Origin of the sequence: Methylosinus sp. PW1 (genome assembly GCF_000745215.1) — a bacterium.
Taxonomy (GTDB): Bacteria; Pseudomonadota; Alphaproteobacteria; order Rhizobiales; family Beijerinckiaceae; genus Methylosinus.
This window is the reverse complement of sequence record NZ_JQNK01000008.1, coordinates 627879-643136: the sequence shown is the minus strand read 5'-3', so window position 1 is coordinate 643136 and position 15258 is coordinate 627879. Positions and strand designations below refer to the sequence as shown.

At 67.4% G+C, this 15258-nt stretch carries 13 protein-coding genes; all 13 read right to left on the bottom strand.

From position 1 onward, the window contains the following. Window positions 1-16: 16 nt before the first annotated feature. Window positions 17-238, bottom strand: a complete 222-nt coding sequence (locus tag K369_RS08725; RefSeq protein ID WP_036290449.1) for an AbrB/MazE/SpoVT family DNA-binding domain-containing protein — start codon at window positions 236-238, stop codon at window positions 17-19. Between the two features lie 17 nt (window positions 239-255). Next, window positions 256-1758 (bottom strand): hypothetical protein, encoded by a 1503-nt coding sequence (locus K369_RS08720; protein ID WP_036289925.1) that lies wholly within the window; start codon window positions 1756-1758, stop codon window positions 256-258. Beyond that, the gene (gene murB / locus K369_RS08715) at window positions 1755-2681 is read right to left on the bottom strand and encodes a UDP-N-acetylmuramate dehydrogenase (RefSeq protein WP_036289922.1); all 927 of its coding nucleotides are present in this window, start codon (window positions 2679-2681) and stop codon (window positions 1755-1757) included. Before murB ends, K369_RS08720 begins: the two co-directional genes overlap by 4 nt. Before the next feature lie 220 nt (window positions 2682-2901). Beyond that, entirely contained in the window at window positions 2902-4308 is a 1407-nt protein-coding gene (gene murC / locus K369_RS08710) for a UDP-N-acetylmuramate--L-alanine ligase (protein WP_036289920.1), read from the bottom strand. Then, window positions 4305-5429, bottom strand: coding sequence for an undecaprenyldiphospho-muramoylpentapeptide beta-N-acetylglucosaminyltransferase (gene murG, locus K369_RS08705; RefSeq protein ID WP_036289917.1), 1125 nt, complete (start codon window positions 5427-5429; stop codon window positions 4305-4307). The genes murC and murG overlap by 4 nt, the downstream gene beginning before the upstream one ends. Further along, the gene (locus tag K369_RS08700; RefSeq protein ID WP_036289915.1) at window positions 5426-6589 is read right to left on the bottom strand and encodes an FtsW/RodA/SpoVE family cell cycle protein; all 1164 of its coding nucleotides are present in this window, start codon (window positions 6587-6589) and stop codon (window positions 5426-5428) included. Before K369_RS08700 ends, murG begins: the two co-directional genes overlap by 4 nt. Beyond that, a complete protein-coding gene (gene murD, locus K369_RS08695) occupies window positions 6586-8010 on the bottom strand; it encodes a UDP-N-acetylmuramoyl-L-alanine--D-glutamate ligase (RefSeq protein WP_036289913.1) in 1425 nt (474 codons plus the stop codon). Before murD ends, K369_RS08700 begins: the two co-directional genes overlap by 4 nt. A 4-nt stretch (window positions 8011-8014) precedes the next feature. After that, window positions 8015-9097 (bottom strand): phospho-N-acetylmuramoyl-pentapeptide-transferase, encoded by a 1083-nt coding sequence (gene mraY, locus K369_RS08690; protein WP_036289911.1) that lies wholly within the window; start codon window positions 9095-9097, stop codon window positions 8015-8017. 12 nt (window positions 9098-9109) lie between these two features. Then, window positions 9110-10528: a UDP-N-acetylmuramoylalanyl-D-glutamyl-2,6-diaminopimelate--D-alanyl-D-alanine ligase gene (locus K369_RS08685; RefSeq protein ID WP_036289909.1), complete on the bottom strand. Its 1419-nt coding sequence runs from the start codon at window positions 10526-10528 to the stop codon at window positions 9110-9112. After that, window positions 10529-11977, bottom strand: a complete 1449-nt coding sequence (locus K369_RS08680) for a UDP-N-acetylmuramoyl-L-alanyl-D-glutamate--2,6-diaminopimelate ligase (RefSeq protein WP_036289907.1) — start codon at window positions 11975-11977, stop codon at window positions 10529-10531. It lies immediately after the preceding gene. Then, window positions 11977-13746, bottom strand: a complete 1770-nt coding sequence (locus K369_RS08675; RefSeq protein ID WP_036289905.1) for a penicillin-binding protein 2 — start codon at window positions 13744-13746, stop codon at window positions 11977-11979. The genes K369_RS08680 and K369_RS08675 overlap by 1 nt, the downstream gene beginning before the upstream one ends. Next, window positions 13743-14129: a hypothetical protein gene (locus K369_RS08670; protein WP_036289903.1), complete on the bottom strand. Its 387-nt coding sequence runs from the start codon at window positions 14127-14129 to the stop codon at window positions 13743-13745. The genes K369_RS08675 and K369_RS08670 overlap by 4 nt, the downstream gene beginning before the upstream one ends. Then, a complete protein-coding gene (gene rsmH / locus K369_RS08665) occupies window positions 14129-15139 on the bottom strand; it encodes a 16S rRNA (cytosine(1402)-N(4))-methyltransferase RsmH (RefSeq protein ID WP_036289901.1) in 1011 nt (336 codons plus the stop codon). Before rsmH ends, K369_RS08670 begins: the two co-directional genes overlap by 1 nt. Window positions 15140-15258 lie beyond the last annotated feature (119 nt).

Below are 15258 nucleotides of genomic sequence, written 5' to 3'. Positions count from 1 at the left end.
GACGGCGCGCCGCAGGTCACAGGTTGGCATAGGCCTCGTCGTCGTCAGCGCTCGCCCATTCCGTAAAGGTCGAGAAGCAATCCTGGTCCATATGAGGGACGCGCTCGAGCGAAACACCCTCGTCGTCGATCACGAAACGCAGAGAATCTCCCGGCTGCAAGCGGAGATATTCGCGTAGGGCGCGCGGCAGCGTGATCCGATGATCCACTCCGAGCGTCGCATAGACCGACCGTCTCATCTCCGCCTCCCCCGCTCTCACTCCGCCCGCCGCCAAATTTCGATATCCCCCGCCTGTTTCGCGAGCCTGTAGCCATCGAGCGCGCCGGCCATTTCCGGGCGCTTCAGCACCCATTCCCGCGTCGCCCGATCTTCGGCGACGATAATGTCCGGCCGCCCGGCGCGAATATCCTCGGCCAGCGCGGCGAGATCGGCGCTGCGCCGCGCCTCCAGCCGCTGGCGGCGTTCCGGCCCCGCCGTCTCCAGCAGGCGGCCGACGGCCGCGGTGACGAAGAGCGCGTTCTGGCGGCCGACCCACTCGCCGGCGAGCCGACGCGTCAGAGGATGGCCGAAATCGAGCTGGCTGGCGATGGTCGCGATGCGCGGATGCGGCGGCGCGACCGCGGCCACGGCGGCCGTGAGGCCCTCGTGCTCCTCGCGATCGGTCAGCTGCTCGACGATTCCGAAATAGGCCGGCGCGGCGAGCAGCGCCGGCACGAACAGGAATTTCGTCAGCGCCGCGCGCAGGCCCGTCGCGTCGTCGCGAAGCGCGAAAAATATCCAGGCGAACAGCAGCAGAACCATCGCCGGATAGGCGTGATTCATCCAGCCCTTCCCCTGCAGCAGAAAGGCGGCGAAAAAGCCGAGAGAGGCGGCGAGCGCGACGAGCGACGCCCGGCCGAGCGCAGCCCCGCGCGCCGCGACGAGAAAGCCCGCCAGCAGCGCCAGATAGGCGAGCGCGAGCGAATGCGCGAGAAAATGGCCGAGATCGTCGCGCGCCGGTCCATAGACCTCGAGCGCGAGCGGCAGCGCCTCGCCGACATACGCCGGAAAAGCGATCAGCGTCGCGCCGATCGCGACGACGGCGGCGAGCGCCGCGGCGACCAGCTCCGCCCGTAGCAAGGCGCGCGCGCTGCGCTCCCGCCACGCGAGCGCCAGCGCCGGCAAAATGATGGCGAGGATGAAATGCGGCTTCATCGCCACGGCGAGACCGCCGCAAAGTCCCGCGACGAGGCGCGCGAGGCGCGGCGCCGGCGCGCGCTCCTCCGCCAGCGCGGCGAGCAGCGGCAGCAGAGCGAGCAGAGCGATATGCTCACGCTCGGCGAAGACGATCTCCGGCGCGACCAGCAGCAGAAAGATTGCGGCGTTGAGCAGCGGCATCCATTCACGCCGGCCGCGCGCCGCGCCATGCCGCAGCAGCAGGAAGGACAAGCCAATGGAGCCCGCCGCGGCGAGAAACACCAGCGCCGCGACCATCGCCTCCGTCGGAAGATGCAGCGCGCGGGCCAGCAGCACGGCCGGCATGAGCGAGAGAAAGGCCGCCGGCGGATTGGGATCGCTCGCCTCGACATAGGCGATGCGCCCGTCGAGAACCTTCTCGGCGAAAGTCAGGAACCAGGAGACGTCGCAATCGATATGGCCGATGAGCTGCTGCGCGACGGCGACAACAGCGAGCGCCGCGCCGAGCAGCGGGCTCGAAAGCAGCTCCGCGAGCCCGTCGCTCTCGACGTTCGCGCGCGCGCTCTTCTCGAGGACGGTCATGAGAGGGCGAGGCCGATCCGCTTGATCTCCCAGCGCAGCACAACGCCGCTCTTCTCCCGCACGCGCCGCCGCACCTCCTCGCCCAGCGCCTCGACGTCGGCGGCCGTCGCCTGGCCGCGATTGACGAGGAAATTGCAATGCATCTCGCTGACCTGCGCATCGCCGATCACGAGCCCGCGGCAACCGGCCTCGTCGATCAATTGCCAAGCTTTATGGCCGGGCGGATTGGCGAAAGTGGAGCCGCCCGTCTTCTCGCGAATGGGCTGCGAGGCTTCGCGCGCCTGCGTGATGCGCTCCATCTCCGCGAGGATCGTCGCGGGATCGCCCTTGCGGCCCTGATACAGCGCCTGCGTGAAGATCACATCGTCCGGCGCATCGCTATGGCGATAGGAGAAGCCGAGATCGGCGTTGGCGTAGACGCGCGCGTTGCCGGAACGATCGACGCCGCGCGCCTCGAGCAGCGCATCCTTGGTCTCGCCGCCATGCGCGCCCGCATTCATGCGCAGCGCGCCGCCGACGCCGCCCGGAATGCCGCGATAGAAAGCGAGACCGTCTATGCCGGCGTCCGCCGCCGCGCGCGCGAGCTTCACATCGGGAACGGCCGCGCCGACGCGAATGCGCTCGCCCTCCTCCACCGTAATGGCGCCGAAGCCCTTGGCCGTCAGCCGCACCACCACGCCCGGCACGCCGCCGTCGCGCACGATGAGATTGGAGCCGAGGCCGATGATTGTGACCGGGATCTCGCGCGGCAAACGCGCGAGAAAGTAAGCGAGATCGTCCTCGTCCGCCGGCGAGAAGAGAAGCTGCGCCGGCCCGCCGACTCGAAACCAGGTGAGCGGCGCGAGCGGCTCATTGGCGGAAAGACGCCCACGCAATTCGGGCGCGAGCGCGACGATCTCGGCCGAGATATCCGGAAAGCTCATCCGCAATCTCCGTGCGCGATTCCTTCTCCCGCGCGCGGGAGAAGGTGGCCTCGCGAAGCGAGGTCGGATGAGGGTCCGTGGATTTTTCCTACAACATGAGAACGCAGCGAAACGAGGAGCCCGAAGCTTCGGCGCAGACCCTCATCCGACCCGGCTACGCCGGGCCACCTTCTCCCACCAGTGGGAGAAGGAGCGCGCGTTCTGCATGTCTGCGCAAGCGTCATGGCGCGAGCTCCGCCAATTGCGCCGGCAGCGCATAAGCCCATTTCGTAATGTCGCCGGCGCCGAGAAACACCACATAATCCCCCGGCGCGGCGATCTCGCGGATCAATCCCGGCAGCTCCTGCGGCGAAGCGAAGGCGCTCGCGCGCTCATGCCCTTGCGCATCAGCGGCGCGCGCCAGCGCCGGGCCGTCGACGCCTTCTATCTTGCTCTCGCCGGCCGGATAGACATCGGCGATCAGCGCGACATCGGCGTCGCTGAAGCAGTCGGCGAATTGATCGAACAAGGATTGCAGCCGCGTGTAGCGATGCGGCTGCATGATGGCGATTACCTTGCCCTTGGTGGAGGCGCGCGCGGCGCGCAGCACGGCGGCGATCTCGACCGGATGATGGCCGTAATCGTCGAAGATGGAAACGCCCTTCCACTCGCCCGTCTTGGTGAAGCGCCGTTTCACGCCCTCAAAGCGCGCGAGCCCGTCGCGAATCTTGTCTGCGGGAACGCCGAGCCGATACGCCACCGCAATGGCGGCCGTGGCGTTGAGCGCATTGTGCCGTCCCGCCGCCGGCAGCAGCAGCTCATCGAGCCGCGTCTCTGCGCCGCTGTCACGATCGCGCAGCAGAACCGAAAAGCGTCCGACGCCGCCGGAAAGATCGAGATCGAGCAAGCGCGCCTCGGCCTCCGCGCTCTCGCCATAGGAAATGACGCGGCGATCCTCGACTTGGCCGATGATCTCGCGCGCGGTCGGATGATCGAGGCAGACGGCCGCGAAGCCATAGAATGGCAGATTTTCGATAAAGCTACGAAAGCCCTTCTTCACGCCGTCGAAATCGCCGAAATGATCCAAATGCTCGGGATCGACATTGGTCACGATGGCGACTTCCGCCGGCAGCTTCAAGAATGTGCCGTCGCTCTCGTCGGCTTCCACCACCATCCATTCGCCGGCGCCCGGCCGCGCATTCGTGCCATAGGCGTTGATGATGCCGCCGTTCACGACCGTCGGATCGAGGCCGCCGGCGTCGAGCAGAGTGGCGACCAGCGAGGTGGTCGTCGTCTTGCCATGCGTCCCGGCGACGGCGACGCAGCGCTTGTCGCGCATCAGCTCCGCGAGCATCTCCGCGCGCTTGACCACGGGCAGGCGCCGCGCGCGCGCCGCGACGAGCTCGGGATTGTCGCGCTTGATCGCGCTCGACACGACGACGACGGCGGCCTCGCCCAGCCATTCGGCGTCATGCCCGACATGCACGCACGCGCCCTTGCCGGCGAGCCGTTGCAGATTGGCGCTGTCGGCGGCGTCCGTGCCCTGCACATCATAGCCTTGCGCGAGCAGAATTTCGGCGACGCCGGACATTCCGATTCCGCCAATGCCGACGAAATGAATGGGGCCGAGACGGCGCGGCATTCTCATATCTGACTCCCCGGCGCCGGCGCGGCGCTCTCTCTCTTCTGCGCGACGGCGAGCACGAGATCGGCGAGTCGCTCGGCCGCGTCGGTCACGCCGACGCTTTTCGCCGCCTGCGCGCGCCGCTGCAATTCGCCGCCGTCTGCCGCGAGCGCGGCGATGCGTTCGGCGAGCCATTGCGGCGTGAAATCGGCTTGGCGCACGACCTCCGCCGCGCCGGATTTCGCCAGCACGGCGGCGTTGGCCGCCTGATCTTGGTCCAACGCATGCGGCAGCGGCACGAGAATGCTCGGCCGCCCGATCGCCGCCAGCTCGGTGACGGTGGAGGCGCCGGCGCGCGCGATCACGAGATGCGCATGCGCGATGCGCTCCGGCAGATCGGCGAAGAAGGGCGCGATCTGCGCGACAATTCCGGCGCGCGCATAAGCCATGGTGACGCGCGCGAGATCTTCCTCGCGCGCCTGCTGCGTCAGCTCGATGCGCTCGCGCAAATCCTTCGGCAGAGATTCGAGCGCCGCCGGCACGATATCAGACATCACCCGCGCGCCCTGCGAGCCGCCGGTGACGAGCAGGCGCAGCTTGCTATCCTCGAAGCCCGGATAGGGCGTCGCGGCGGCGGCGAGCGCGGCGGGACGCAGCGGATTGCCGGTGACGACAATCTTTTCGGCCAGCGCAGCCGAAACGCCGGCGAGCGGAAAGCCCGACGCAACGCTATCGACGCGGCCGGCGAGAAAGGAATTGGCGCGGCCCATCACCGCATTCGCCTCGTGCAGCACGGTGGGAATGCGCAAAAGCGAGGCGGCGAAGAGCGGCGGCACGCTGGGATAGCCGCCGAAGCCGACGACGGCGAGCGGGCGAATGCGCCGCAGGAGAAGCAGCGCTTGCAAGGCGCCGACGCCGAGCGTCGCAATGGCCTTCGCCTTGGCGAGGGCCGAGCCGCCGCGCGGCGTCGCGGAAGCGATCGTGTGCATTGCGCGCGCAGGAAATTCGCCGCCATAGCGCAAGGCGCGCTCATCGGTGACGAGCTCCACCTCGAGCCCGCGCGCGCGCAGCGCATACGCCAGCGCTTCAGCTGGAAAGAGATGCCCGCCGGTGCCGCCGGCGGCGAGCAGAACGGGCGCGCTCATGCCGCCGCTCCCATCGGCGCGGGGCCGACATGCGCCGTCTCGACGATGGGTTCTATATGCGGGCGCCGACGCGTGACGGCGAGCAGAAAACCGAAGCCGAGCGCCAGCGAGATGAGCGAGGAGCCGCCATAGGAGATGAAGGGAAGCGTCATGCCCTTCGACGGCATGAGCTGCAGATTGACCGCCATATTGATCGCAGCCTGCAGGCCGAACAGCATGACGAGGCCGGCGGTCGCAAAGCCGCAGAAGGCGTCGTCATTGCGCGAGGCGGAATAGAGTCCGCGCAGCACGATGAGGCTGTAGATCGCCGCCACCGCCATACAGACGAAGAGGCCGAACTCCTCGCCGATGACGGCGAAGATCGTATCCGTATGCGCATCCGGCAAGATGCGCTTCAGCGTGCCTTCGCCCGGCCCTTTGCCGAACCAGGAGCCGCTGATGAAGCTGTAGAGCGCCGTATCGGCCTGGAATGTGTCGGCGACGCCCTGCCCCGCCGCTTGCGGATCGAGAAATCGCGTCACGCGCGCATGCACATGCGGCAAAAACTTATAGGCCGCGACCGCGCCGACCGCGCCTGCGCCGCCGACGCCGAAAATCCAGAACCAGTGAATGCCGGCCATGAACAGCAGCCCCGCCCAGACGAGCGAGATCAGCATGGTCTGGCCGATGTCCGGCTGCAGCACCAACGGCGCGACGGTGACGGGCAGCAGAGCGATGGCGAGCAGATTGCCGGGAACGTCCTTGCGCTTGGCGCCTTCCGAAAACGCCCAGGCCGCCATGATGACGAAGGCCGGCTTCAAAAATTCGGAGGGCTGAACGCCGAAGATCCAGCGCTTGGCGCCCTTCACCTCCTGGCCGAAGAACAGCGTGCAGACGACGAGCGCGAGCGAGACGATCCACAGCAGTATCGCCGCACGGCGCACATGACGCGGCGTGAGAAAGGAGACGCCGATCATCACGAGGACCGCTGGACCGAGATACAGCACCTGCCGATGCACGAAATAGAAGGTGGAGAGATGCAGCCGCTCGGCGACGGGCGGGCTGCCGGCCATGGCGAAGACGAGGCCGCAGACGATGAGCAGCGCGACGCCGACGAGGAGCCAGCGATCGATCGTCCAGGCCCAATCAGAGAAAGTGGAACGCTCCGCGCGCGAGATCATAGGCTTTCTCCGGCAATGGGCGCATGCGCATGCAGCTCGCACGCGAGCAGGCGAAAAGCGTCGCCGCGCGCTTCGAAATTGGCGAATTGATCATAAGAGGCGCAGGCCGGCGACAGCAGCACCACGGGCTCGCGCGCCTCGCTCAGCGCGGCCTCCTCGGCCGCGCGCGCGATCGCCGCATCGAGCGTTCCGCATTGCTCATAGGTCACGGCGCCCTCGAGCGTGCGCGCGAAATCCTGCGCCGCCGCGCCGATGAGATAGGCTTTGACGATGCGCGGGAAGAGCGGACGCAGCGGCTCTATGCCGCCCTCCTTGGCCTTGCCGCCGGCGATCCAGAAAATATCGTCATAGGAGAGCAGCGCCTTCTCCGCGGCGTCGGCGTTGGTGGCTTTCGAGTCGTTGACGAAGACGACGCGTCCGCGACGCCCCACCTCCTCCATGCGATGCGGCAGGCCGGGATAGGTGAGCAGCCCGCGCGCGATCTCCGCGCAGGAGAGCCCGCAATGCCAGGCGGCGGCGGCGGCGAAGGCGGCGTTCTGCGCATTATGCGCGCCGCGCAATGCGCGCGCGCCCTCGAGATCGCCGAGCGTCTCGGTCTCCTCCGGCGCATGGCCGGCCTCGCGATAGAGCGCCTTGCGGTCCTCGATGAAAAAGCCCCAATCGAGCGCGCGCGCGGCGGAGACGGGATAGATGCGCTGACCCTCGCGGCCTCGCTCGGTCAGCCGCGCGCCGATCGCGTGAGAGAAAGCGTCGTCGACGCCGATCAGCGCGACATCGGCGCCGGCGACGAGACGTTCCTTCACCGCAGCGTAATTCTCCATCGTTCCGTGCCGGTCGATATGATCCGGCGTCAGATTGATGAGAATGCCGATGGACGGCGCGAGCGAAGGCGTGAGATCGATCTGAAAGGACGAGCATTCGATGACGTGAATGCGCGCCTCCGAGGGCGGCTCGAGATCGAGAATCGGCGTGCCGATATTGCCGCCGAGCTGCACGTCCTTGCCGGCGCTGCGCAGAAGATGCGCGATCAGCGCCGTCGTCGTCGATTTGCCATTGGTGCCGGTGATGGCGATGAAGGGCGCGCCGGGCGCCTTCGCCTGCCGCTCACGACAGAACAGCTCTATGTCGCCGATCACCTCGACGCCCGCCTCACGCGCGCGCGCGACGGTCCAATGCGGCTCTGGATGTGTCAGCGGCACGCCGGGCGAGAGAATGAGCGCGGAGAACTCGCGCCAATCCGCGCTCGTCAGATCGACGATCTCGACGCCCTGCGCCTGCGCCTTGGCGCGGCCGGCCTCGCCATCGTCCCAGGCGGCGACATTCGCGCCGCCTGCGATCAACGCGCGCGCCGTCGAGAGGCCGGAGCCGCCGAGCCCAAAGAGCGCGACCTTGCGCCCTGCAAATGTCGTCGCCGGAGTCATGCGCTCACCTCAGCTTCAGCGAGGAGAGCCCGAGAAGGGCGAGCACGAAGGAGATGATCCAGAAGCGAATGACGATCTGCGGCTCGGTCCAGCCCATCTGCTCGAAGTGATGATGGATCGGCGCCATGCGAAACACCCGCTTGCCGGTGAGCTTGAAGCTCGCCACCTGCACGATGACGGAGGCGCCCTCGAGCACGAAGAGGCCGCCGATGATGACGAGCACGAACTCCTGCTTGATGGCGACCGAAATGGTTCCGAGCAATCCGCCGAGCGCGAGCGAGCCGGTGTCGCCCATGAAAATCTGCGCCGGCGGCGCGTTGAACCACAGAAAGCCGAGGCCGGAGCCGATGAGCGCCGCGCAGACGATGGTGAGCTCGCCGGTGCCAGCGACGTGATTGACGCCGAGATAATCCGAGAAGATCGAATTGCCGACGAGATAGGCGATGATGGCGAAAGCCCCAGCGGCGATCATCGACGGCACGATGGCGAGGCCGTCGAGACCATCGGTGAGATTGACGCAATTGCCCGCCGCCACGATGACGAAGGCGCCGAAGGGAATGAACAGCCAGCCGAGCGAGAAGGCGTAGCCCTTGAGCAGCGGCAGCGCCAGCTTGGACATATTGTCGCCGCCGACCGTGGTGAGCGCATAGCAGGCGAGGCCAGCGACCGCGAACTCGAGCGCGAGCCGCGCCTTGCCGGAAAAGCCTTTGTGCGATTGCTTCGTCACCTTCAGATAATCGTCGTAGAAGCCGATCGCGCCGAAAGAGGCGGTGACGAGAATGACGATCCACACATAGGAGTTCTTCAAATTCGCCCAGAGGAGAGTGGCGACGAGCAGACCCGAGAGGATCATCAGCCCGCCCATGGTCGGCGTGCCTTTTTTGGTGAGCAGATGCGAGGCCGGGCCGTCCTCGCGAATGGGCTGGCCCTTGCCCTGCTTTATGCGCAGCGCATCGATGATGGAGGGGCCGAAGAAAAAGACGAAGAACAGCGCCGTCGCCGCCGCGCCGGCGGCGCGGAAGGTGATGTAGCGGAAGAGGTTCAGCGGACCGAAGAGATGCGAGAAGTCCGCGAGCAGCGTCAGCATTCGTCTTTTCCTTTACGAGGCCGCTTCGGTTTCGGCCGGGAATTTCGTTCTGATCGCCTCGACGATGCGCGCCATGCGCGAGCCGTTCGAGCCCTTGATCATGACCACATCGCCCGGCGCGAGCGCGGAGAGAACCGCTTCCTCGAGCTCGGCGGCGTTGGCGCGATGCGCGCCGCGCATAGGCTCGGGTGCGGCGTAGAACAGCCGCGCCATCAGCGGGCCGGCGGTGAAGAGGAGATCGACGCTCGCCGCCTCGAGGTCTTTGGCGAGTCCCGCGTGCAATTCGCCGGCGCTCGGCCCGAGCTCCAGCATGTCGCCGAGAACGGCGATGCGTCGCCGCGCGCTCTTCTCCGCGCCGATGAGATCGAAAGCCGCGCGCATGGAGGTGGGATTGGCGTTGTAGCTCTCGTCGATGAGCGTGAGGGCGCCGCCGCCGATCGCGAGCGTCTCGCGACGGCCGCGTCCCTTGGGCGGCGCGAAATCGGCGAGCGTCTCCGCCGCCTCGGCGATATCTATGCCGAAGACATGGGCGATGGTCAGCACGGCGAGCGAATTGATCGCGAAATGCTTGCCCGGCGCGCCGATGCGATAACGCAGGCGGCGGCCGAAAATCTCCGCCTCGGCGACTTGGCTCTCGCCGTCGTAGGAGAGCAGCCGCGCCTGCGCGGCCTCGCTCTCGCCGAAGGAGAAGACATGCGCGGCTCGGGAGGCGGCGGCGCCTTCCAGCAGCGTCTCATAAGTCTCGTCGTCGCGATTGATGATGGCGACGCCGCCTTCGACGAGGCCGGAAAAAACCTCGGACTTCGCCGCCGCTATGGCCTCGAGCGAGGCGAAATGCTCGAGATGCACGGGCGCGACGCGCGTCACCACGGCGACATGCGGCTCGACGAAGCGCACGAGCGACGCGATCTCGCCCGCGTGATTCATGCCGATCTCGAATAGGCCGTAGCGCGCCGACGCCGGCATTCGCGAGAGCGACAGCGGCACGCCCCATTGGTTGTTGTAGGACGCGGCGGAGGCGTGCGTCTCGCCGAAGCGCGAGAACAACGTCTTCGCCATGTCCTTGGTCGAGGTCTTGCCGACCGAGCCGGTGATCGCCGCTATAAAGGCGGGCGAGCGCTCGCGCGCGCGGGCGCCGAGATATTCCAGCGATTCCTGCACATCGCGCACGACATAGAGCGGCGAGAGATCACGAAATTCGCTCGCGTGCGCGTCGTCGATCACCGCGCCCGCGGCGCCGCGCTCGAAAGCCATGCGCACGAAATCATGACCGTCGCGCGCCTCGCCCTTTATGGCGAAGAAGAGATCGCCCGGCGCCAGCGTGCGCGTGTCGATGGAGACGCCATTGACGTCGCGCGGCAAGCCGCCGCTGATGCGCGCGCGCAAGGCCCCGATCAGCCCCAGTCCGGTCCATAGCGCTTGCTGTTTCATTCAAGTCCCACCCTGCAAGGCCGCCTCGACCGCCGCGCGGTCGGAGAATGGCAGGACCTGATCGCCGACGATCTGGCCCGTTTCATGGCCCTTTCCGGCGACCACCAGCGCATCGCCCTCGCGCAGCCAGGAGACCGCCGCGCGGATCGCCGCGGCGCGGTCGCCGATCTCGTGAATCTCCGCGCCCTTCGCGCCGCGCGCCGCCGCCAATATGGCGGCGCGGATCGAGGCCGGCTCCTCGCTGCGCGGATTGTCGTCGGTGACGACGACCACATCCGCCGCGCGCGCCGCGATCTCGCCCATCAAGGGACGCTTGCCTCTGTCGCGATCGCCGCCGGCGCCGAAGACGACGACGAGCCGTCCCTTCGCCAGAGGACGCAGGGCGGCCAGCACCTTGTCCAGCGCATCGGGCTTATGGGCGTAATCGACGAAGACGGGCGCGCCGTCGCGCGCGCCGATGAGCTCCAGCCGTCCGGGCGCGCCGCGCAATTTCTCCAGCGCCGCGAAAACCTGCGCCGGCGCTTCGCCGCAAGCGATCGCCATGCCGACGGCGACCAGCGCATTGGAAATTTGAAACGCGCCGGCGAGCGGCAGAGCGACGGCGAAAGTCTCGTCGCCGCAACGCAGCCGCAAGCGCGAGCCGAGCGCCTGCGCATCCGCCTCGAGCAGCGATATTGCGCGGCCCTTTTCGCCGACATCGAAGATCGTCAGCCCGCGCTTCTCGCAAATGTCGATCACGCGCGCCGCCACGGAACTGTCGGCGTCGATCACCGCCGTCTGGCCGGGCGCCAGCAGCGTATCGAAGAGGCGCATCTTCGCCTCGAAATACTCCTCGAGATCGCGGTGATGATCGAGATGATCGCGCGAGAAATTGGTGAAGGCGCCGACCGTCAGACGCACGCCGTCGAGGCGGCGCTGATCTATGCCGAGCGAGGACGCCTCCATAGCGAGATGGGTGACGCCGCGCACGGCGAGCGCATCGAGCGACTGATGCAGCGCCACAGGTCCCGGCGTCGTCAGCGAGCCGTAATGTGCGCCGTTCTTGTCGACGATTCCGATCGTGCCGAGCGAAGCCGCATCGCGGCCGAGGGTGAGCCAGATTTGGCGCAGGAAATCGACGACCGAGCTTTTGCCGCTGGTGCCTGTCACAGCGGCGACGATCTGCGGCTGGCGCGAGAAAAACCGCGCCGCCGCATGGGCGAGCGCTGCGCGCACATCCGCGACCACCAGCAGCGGCAGCCCGACCTCGGCCGCGTGCGGCGCGACGACCACGCGCGCGCCGCGCGAGCGCGCATCGGCGACATAAGCGAGGCCGTCGCCGGCGTGGCCCGGCACGGCGAAGAAAGCATAGCCTTCGCGCACGTCGCGGCTGTCGGCGGTGACGCCGGCGATATCGAGATCGCCGAGGTTCGCCGCCGTCGCTTCGTCGAGAAGGTCGGAAAATCGCATCAATGCCCTCCCCCGCCGGGAACAGCGGGATTATTGGCTATGCCATAGCCGAGCTTGGCGAGCAGCGGGAAAGGCTGCGTCGGCAATTCGAAGCGCGGCGGCAGGCCGAGCAGCGGGCCGACGCGCTCGATGATCTGCCCCGTCACCTGGCCCGAGTTATAGGCGGCCGTGGCGTAGCCTCCGGTCTCCGGCAGGCCCTGCGGCTCGTCCATTATGGTGAGGAACAAATACTTCGGTTTGTCCGCCGGCGCCACCGCCATGAAAGTGGTGAAGAGGCGGGTCTTGGAATAATGGCCGCCGATCACCTTTTCCGCCGTTCCGGTCTTGCCGCCGACGAAATAGCCGTTGACGTTGACCTTCCTGGCGGAGCCGATCTCGGCGTTGAGCCGCATGAGATAGCGCATGGATTCGCTGGTTTCCGGCCTGATTACCTGCACGGCGCTCTTCTTCGCCTCCTCCTCGCTGCGCTTGAGGAAAGTGGGCGTCATCAGATAGCCGCCGTTCATCAGCGCGCCGACCGCCATCATCGCCTGCAGCGGCGCGACGGCGAGACCATGGCCGAAGGCGATGGTCATGGTGTTCAGCTCGCCCCAATTCTTCGGCACGATCGGCTCGGCGCTCTCCGGCAGCTCGGTGCGCATGCGCGAGAGCTGGCCCATCTTGCGCAAAAACGCCTTGTGCCGCTCGACGCCCTGACCGAGCGCCATGCGCGCCGTGCCGATGTTGGAGGAATGCGTGAACACTTCCGGCAGGGTGAGCACGCGATTGGTGGCGTGATAATCATGGATGCGGAAGCGGCCGAAATTGAGCGTGCCGCGCGCGTCGAGCCGCGAGTTGAGATTGACCTTGCCGGAGTCGAGCGCCATTGCGATGGTGAGCGCCTTGAAGGTGGAGCCCATCTCATAGACGCCGACATTCATGCGATTGATGATCGTCGGATCGCGCATGTCGCCGGGCTTGTTGGGATCATAATCCGGCAGCGAGGCGAGCGCGATGATCTCGCCCGTGTTGACGTCCATGATCGCAGCAGCGCCGGCCTTGGCCTTGAAATGCGCGACGCCTTTTTCCAGCTCGTCGCGAATGGCGTGCGTCGCCTTGATGTCGATCGACAGCGAGATGGGCTTCAGCTCCTCCGGCGTCAGGCTGAAGCCGGCGTCATGCAGATCGGCGAGGCCTTGCCCGTCGATATATTTCTCGATTCCGGCGATGCCGGCGTTGTCGATATTGACATAGCCGAGCACATGCGCGCCCGCCGGCCCATTGGGATAGACGCGCTTGTTCTCCGGCGCGAGGCCGACGCCCGGCAGGCCGAGATGAAACACCTCGTCTCGCTGCTTCGGCGTCACCTCGCGCTTCACCCAGACGAAGCCCTTGCGCGAGGCGAGACGCTCGCGCAATTCGCGCGAGTCGACATTGGGCAGCACCGCAGTCAGCAGCTCCGTCGCCTCGTCCTTGTCGATGAGCCGGCGCGGCTCGGCGAAGACCGACATGGTCTTCACATCGGTCGCGAGTATCTCGCCATTGCGATCGAGCACATCGGGGCGCGAGGCGGCGATGGGCTCGCCGGAGGCGCGGCGCATCGTCGTCGGATCGGGCTTGAAGCCGATGGCGACGAGACGCGCGCCAATGCCGACATAGAGGCAGCAAAAGCCCACGGCGACGATGCGCATGCGCGCGCCTGTCTTGCCGAGCGAGGTGGTGAACAGCCCGTCGAGCGGCCCGCGCAGGCCTCGCTTCGCGGCTTTCGTCACAGTGTCGGCTGTCGTCATCGCGACTTTCCTTTCGGCGTCGTCGGCGCCTCGCTCGCGGCCGGCGTCGTCGCCGCGCCGCCGAGGCCGAGCGCGTCCAGCTTGCGGCCGATCGAGTCGATGCGCTCGGGCTTTTCCGGCAGCGATTGCGCCGTGGCGATCTGCGTGACGGCGACCGGCTTCAGATCGAGATATTTGTCGGCGAGCTCCTGCACGCGCTCGGGCCGCGTCATGAAGGCCCATTCGGCGCGCAGCACGGCGATGGCGTCGCGCTCGCTTTTCGCCTCGCGCTTCATCTTGTTGATCTGCTCGGCGCGCAGCATGGTCTGATATTTGATCGAATAAGCGTAGAAGCCCGAGCCGATCAGCGCGAGAATGGCGACGACATTGAGAATGCGCAGCATCAGCGTCTTCCTTTCGCGCGTTCCGGCAGGCGGGCGAGACGCGCCAGAGACTCGTCGATCGCGCGCGCCGGCGCGTCCGTTCGCGTCGCAAAGCGCAGCTTGGCGGAGCGCGCGCGCGGATTTGCGGCGATTTCGCGGTCCGAAGGCGTCACCGGCTGCCGCCCTTCGCTGATGAAGGTGGGCGGCGGCGGGATTGGCTCGCCCGGCAGGCGGCGCGAGCGCGTCTCGCCGCGGCCCGAGCGCTCGCCTAGGAATTGCTTGACGATGCGATCTTCGAGCGAGTGAAACGTCACCACGGCCAGCCGGCCGCCCGGCTTCAACGCCCGCTCGGCGGCGCCGAGCGCGGCCACCAGCTCGCCCAGCTCGTCATTGACGGCGATGCGCAGCGCCTGAAAGCTCCTCGTCGCCGGATGAATGTCGCCCGGCTTTCCGGGCGCGGCGCGCTCGATGATCTGCGCCAGCGCGCGCGTCGTCTCTATGCGGCCGGCCTCGCGCGCCTTGACGATGGCGCGGGCGATGCGGCGCGAGGCGCGCTCCTCGCCATAGTGATACAAAATATCGGCGAGCGCCTCTTCCTCGGCATCCGCGACGATGTCGGCGGCGCTCGGTCCGCGCCCCTCCATGCGCATGTCGAGCGGCCCGTCATTGCGGAAGGAGAAGCCGCGCGCCGCCTCGTCGAATTGCATGGAGGAGACGCCTATGTCGGCGACGATTCCATCGAGCGGTGCCAATCCCGCGCGCTCGGCGACCTGCGCCAACTCGGAGAAGCGCGCCTCGACCAGGGTCAGCCGCCCGCCGGCCGCCTCCACCAGCGCATAGCCGCCCCTTATGGCGCTCGGGTCGCGATCGAGCGCCAGCACGCGTGTGCCCTCATGCGCCAGCAAGGCGCGCGTGTAGCCGCCGGCGCCGAAGGTGGCGTCCAGATAGACGCCGCCCGCCTGTGGCGCGAGGGCGGCGACCGCCTCCTCGAGCAGCACGGGAACATGCCGCTCAGCGCCGCTCGCCTTCATTTCTCCTCCGATCCGAAAATGTCGCCGCAGGGCCGGTCCGCGCCCGTCGGACGCGCCCTCCAGGGCGGATATTTGGCGTCGACGCGGCCGTCCGCCGAGCCCGCGCGCAGACGCGAAAG

Coding starts and splice junctions, on each gene's coding strand:
- rsmH (WP_036289901.1), bottom strand. CDS start 15,139: ATGAAGGCGAGCGGCGCTGAGCGGCATGTTCCCGTGCTGCTCGAGGAG.
- murG (WP_036289917.1), bottom strand. CDS start 5,429: ATGAGCGCGCCCGTTCTGCTCGCCGCCGGCGGCACCGGCGGGCATCTC.
- murD (WP_036289913.1), bottom strand. CDS start 8,010: ATGACTCCGGCGACGACATTTGCAGGGCGCAAGGTCGCGCTCTTTGGG.
- K369_RS08700 (WP_036289915.1), bottom strand. CDS start 6,589: ATGATCTCGCGCGCGGAGCGTTCCACTTTCTCTGATTGGGCCTGGACG.
- K369_RS08680 (WP_036289907.1), bottom strand. CDS start 11,977: ATGCGATTTTCCGACCTTCTCGACGAAGCGACGGCGGCGAACCTCGGC.
- murC (WP_036289920.1), bottom strand. CDS start 4,308: ATGAGAATGCCGCGCCGTCTCGGCCCCATTCATTTCGTCGGCATTGGC.
- K369_RS08675 (WP_036289905.1), bottom strand. CDS start 13,746: ATGACGACAGCCGACACTGTGACGAAAGCCGCGAAGCGAGGCCTGCGC.
- murB (WP_036289922.1), bottom strand. CDS start 2,681: ATGAGCTTTCCGGATATCTCGGCCGAGATCGTCGCGCTCGCGCCCGAA.
- K369_RS08670 (WP_036289903.1), bottom strand. CDS start 14,129: ATGCTGCGCATTCTCAATGTCGTCGCCATTCTCGCGCTGATCGGCTCG.
- K369_RS08685 (WP_036289909.1), bottom strand. CDS start 10,528: ATGAAACAGCAAGCGCTATGGACCGGACTGGGGCTGATCGGGGCCTTG.
- K369_RS08720 (WP_036289925.1), bottom strand. CDS start 1,758: ATGACCGTCCTCGAGAAGAGCGCGCGCGCGAACGTCGAGAGCGACGGG.
- K369_RS08725 (WP_036290449.1), bottom strand. CDS start 238: ATGAGACGGTCGGTCTATGCGACGCTCGGAGTGGATCATCGGATCACG.
- mraY (WP_036289911.1), bottom strand. CDS start 9,097: ATGCTGACGCTGCTCGCGGACTTCTCGCATCTCTTCGGTCCGCTGAAC.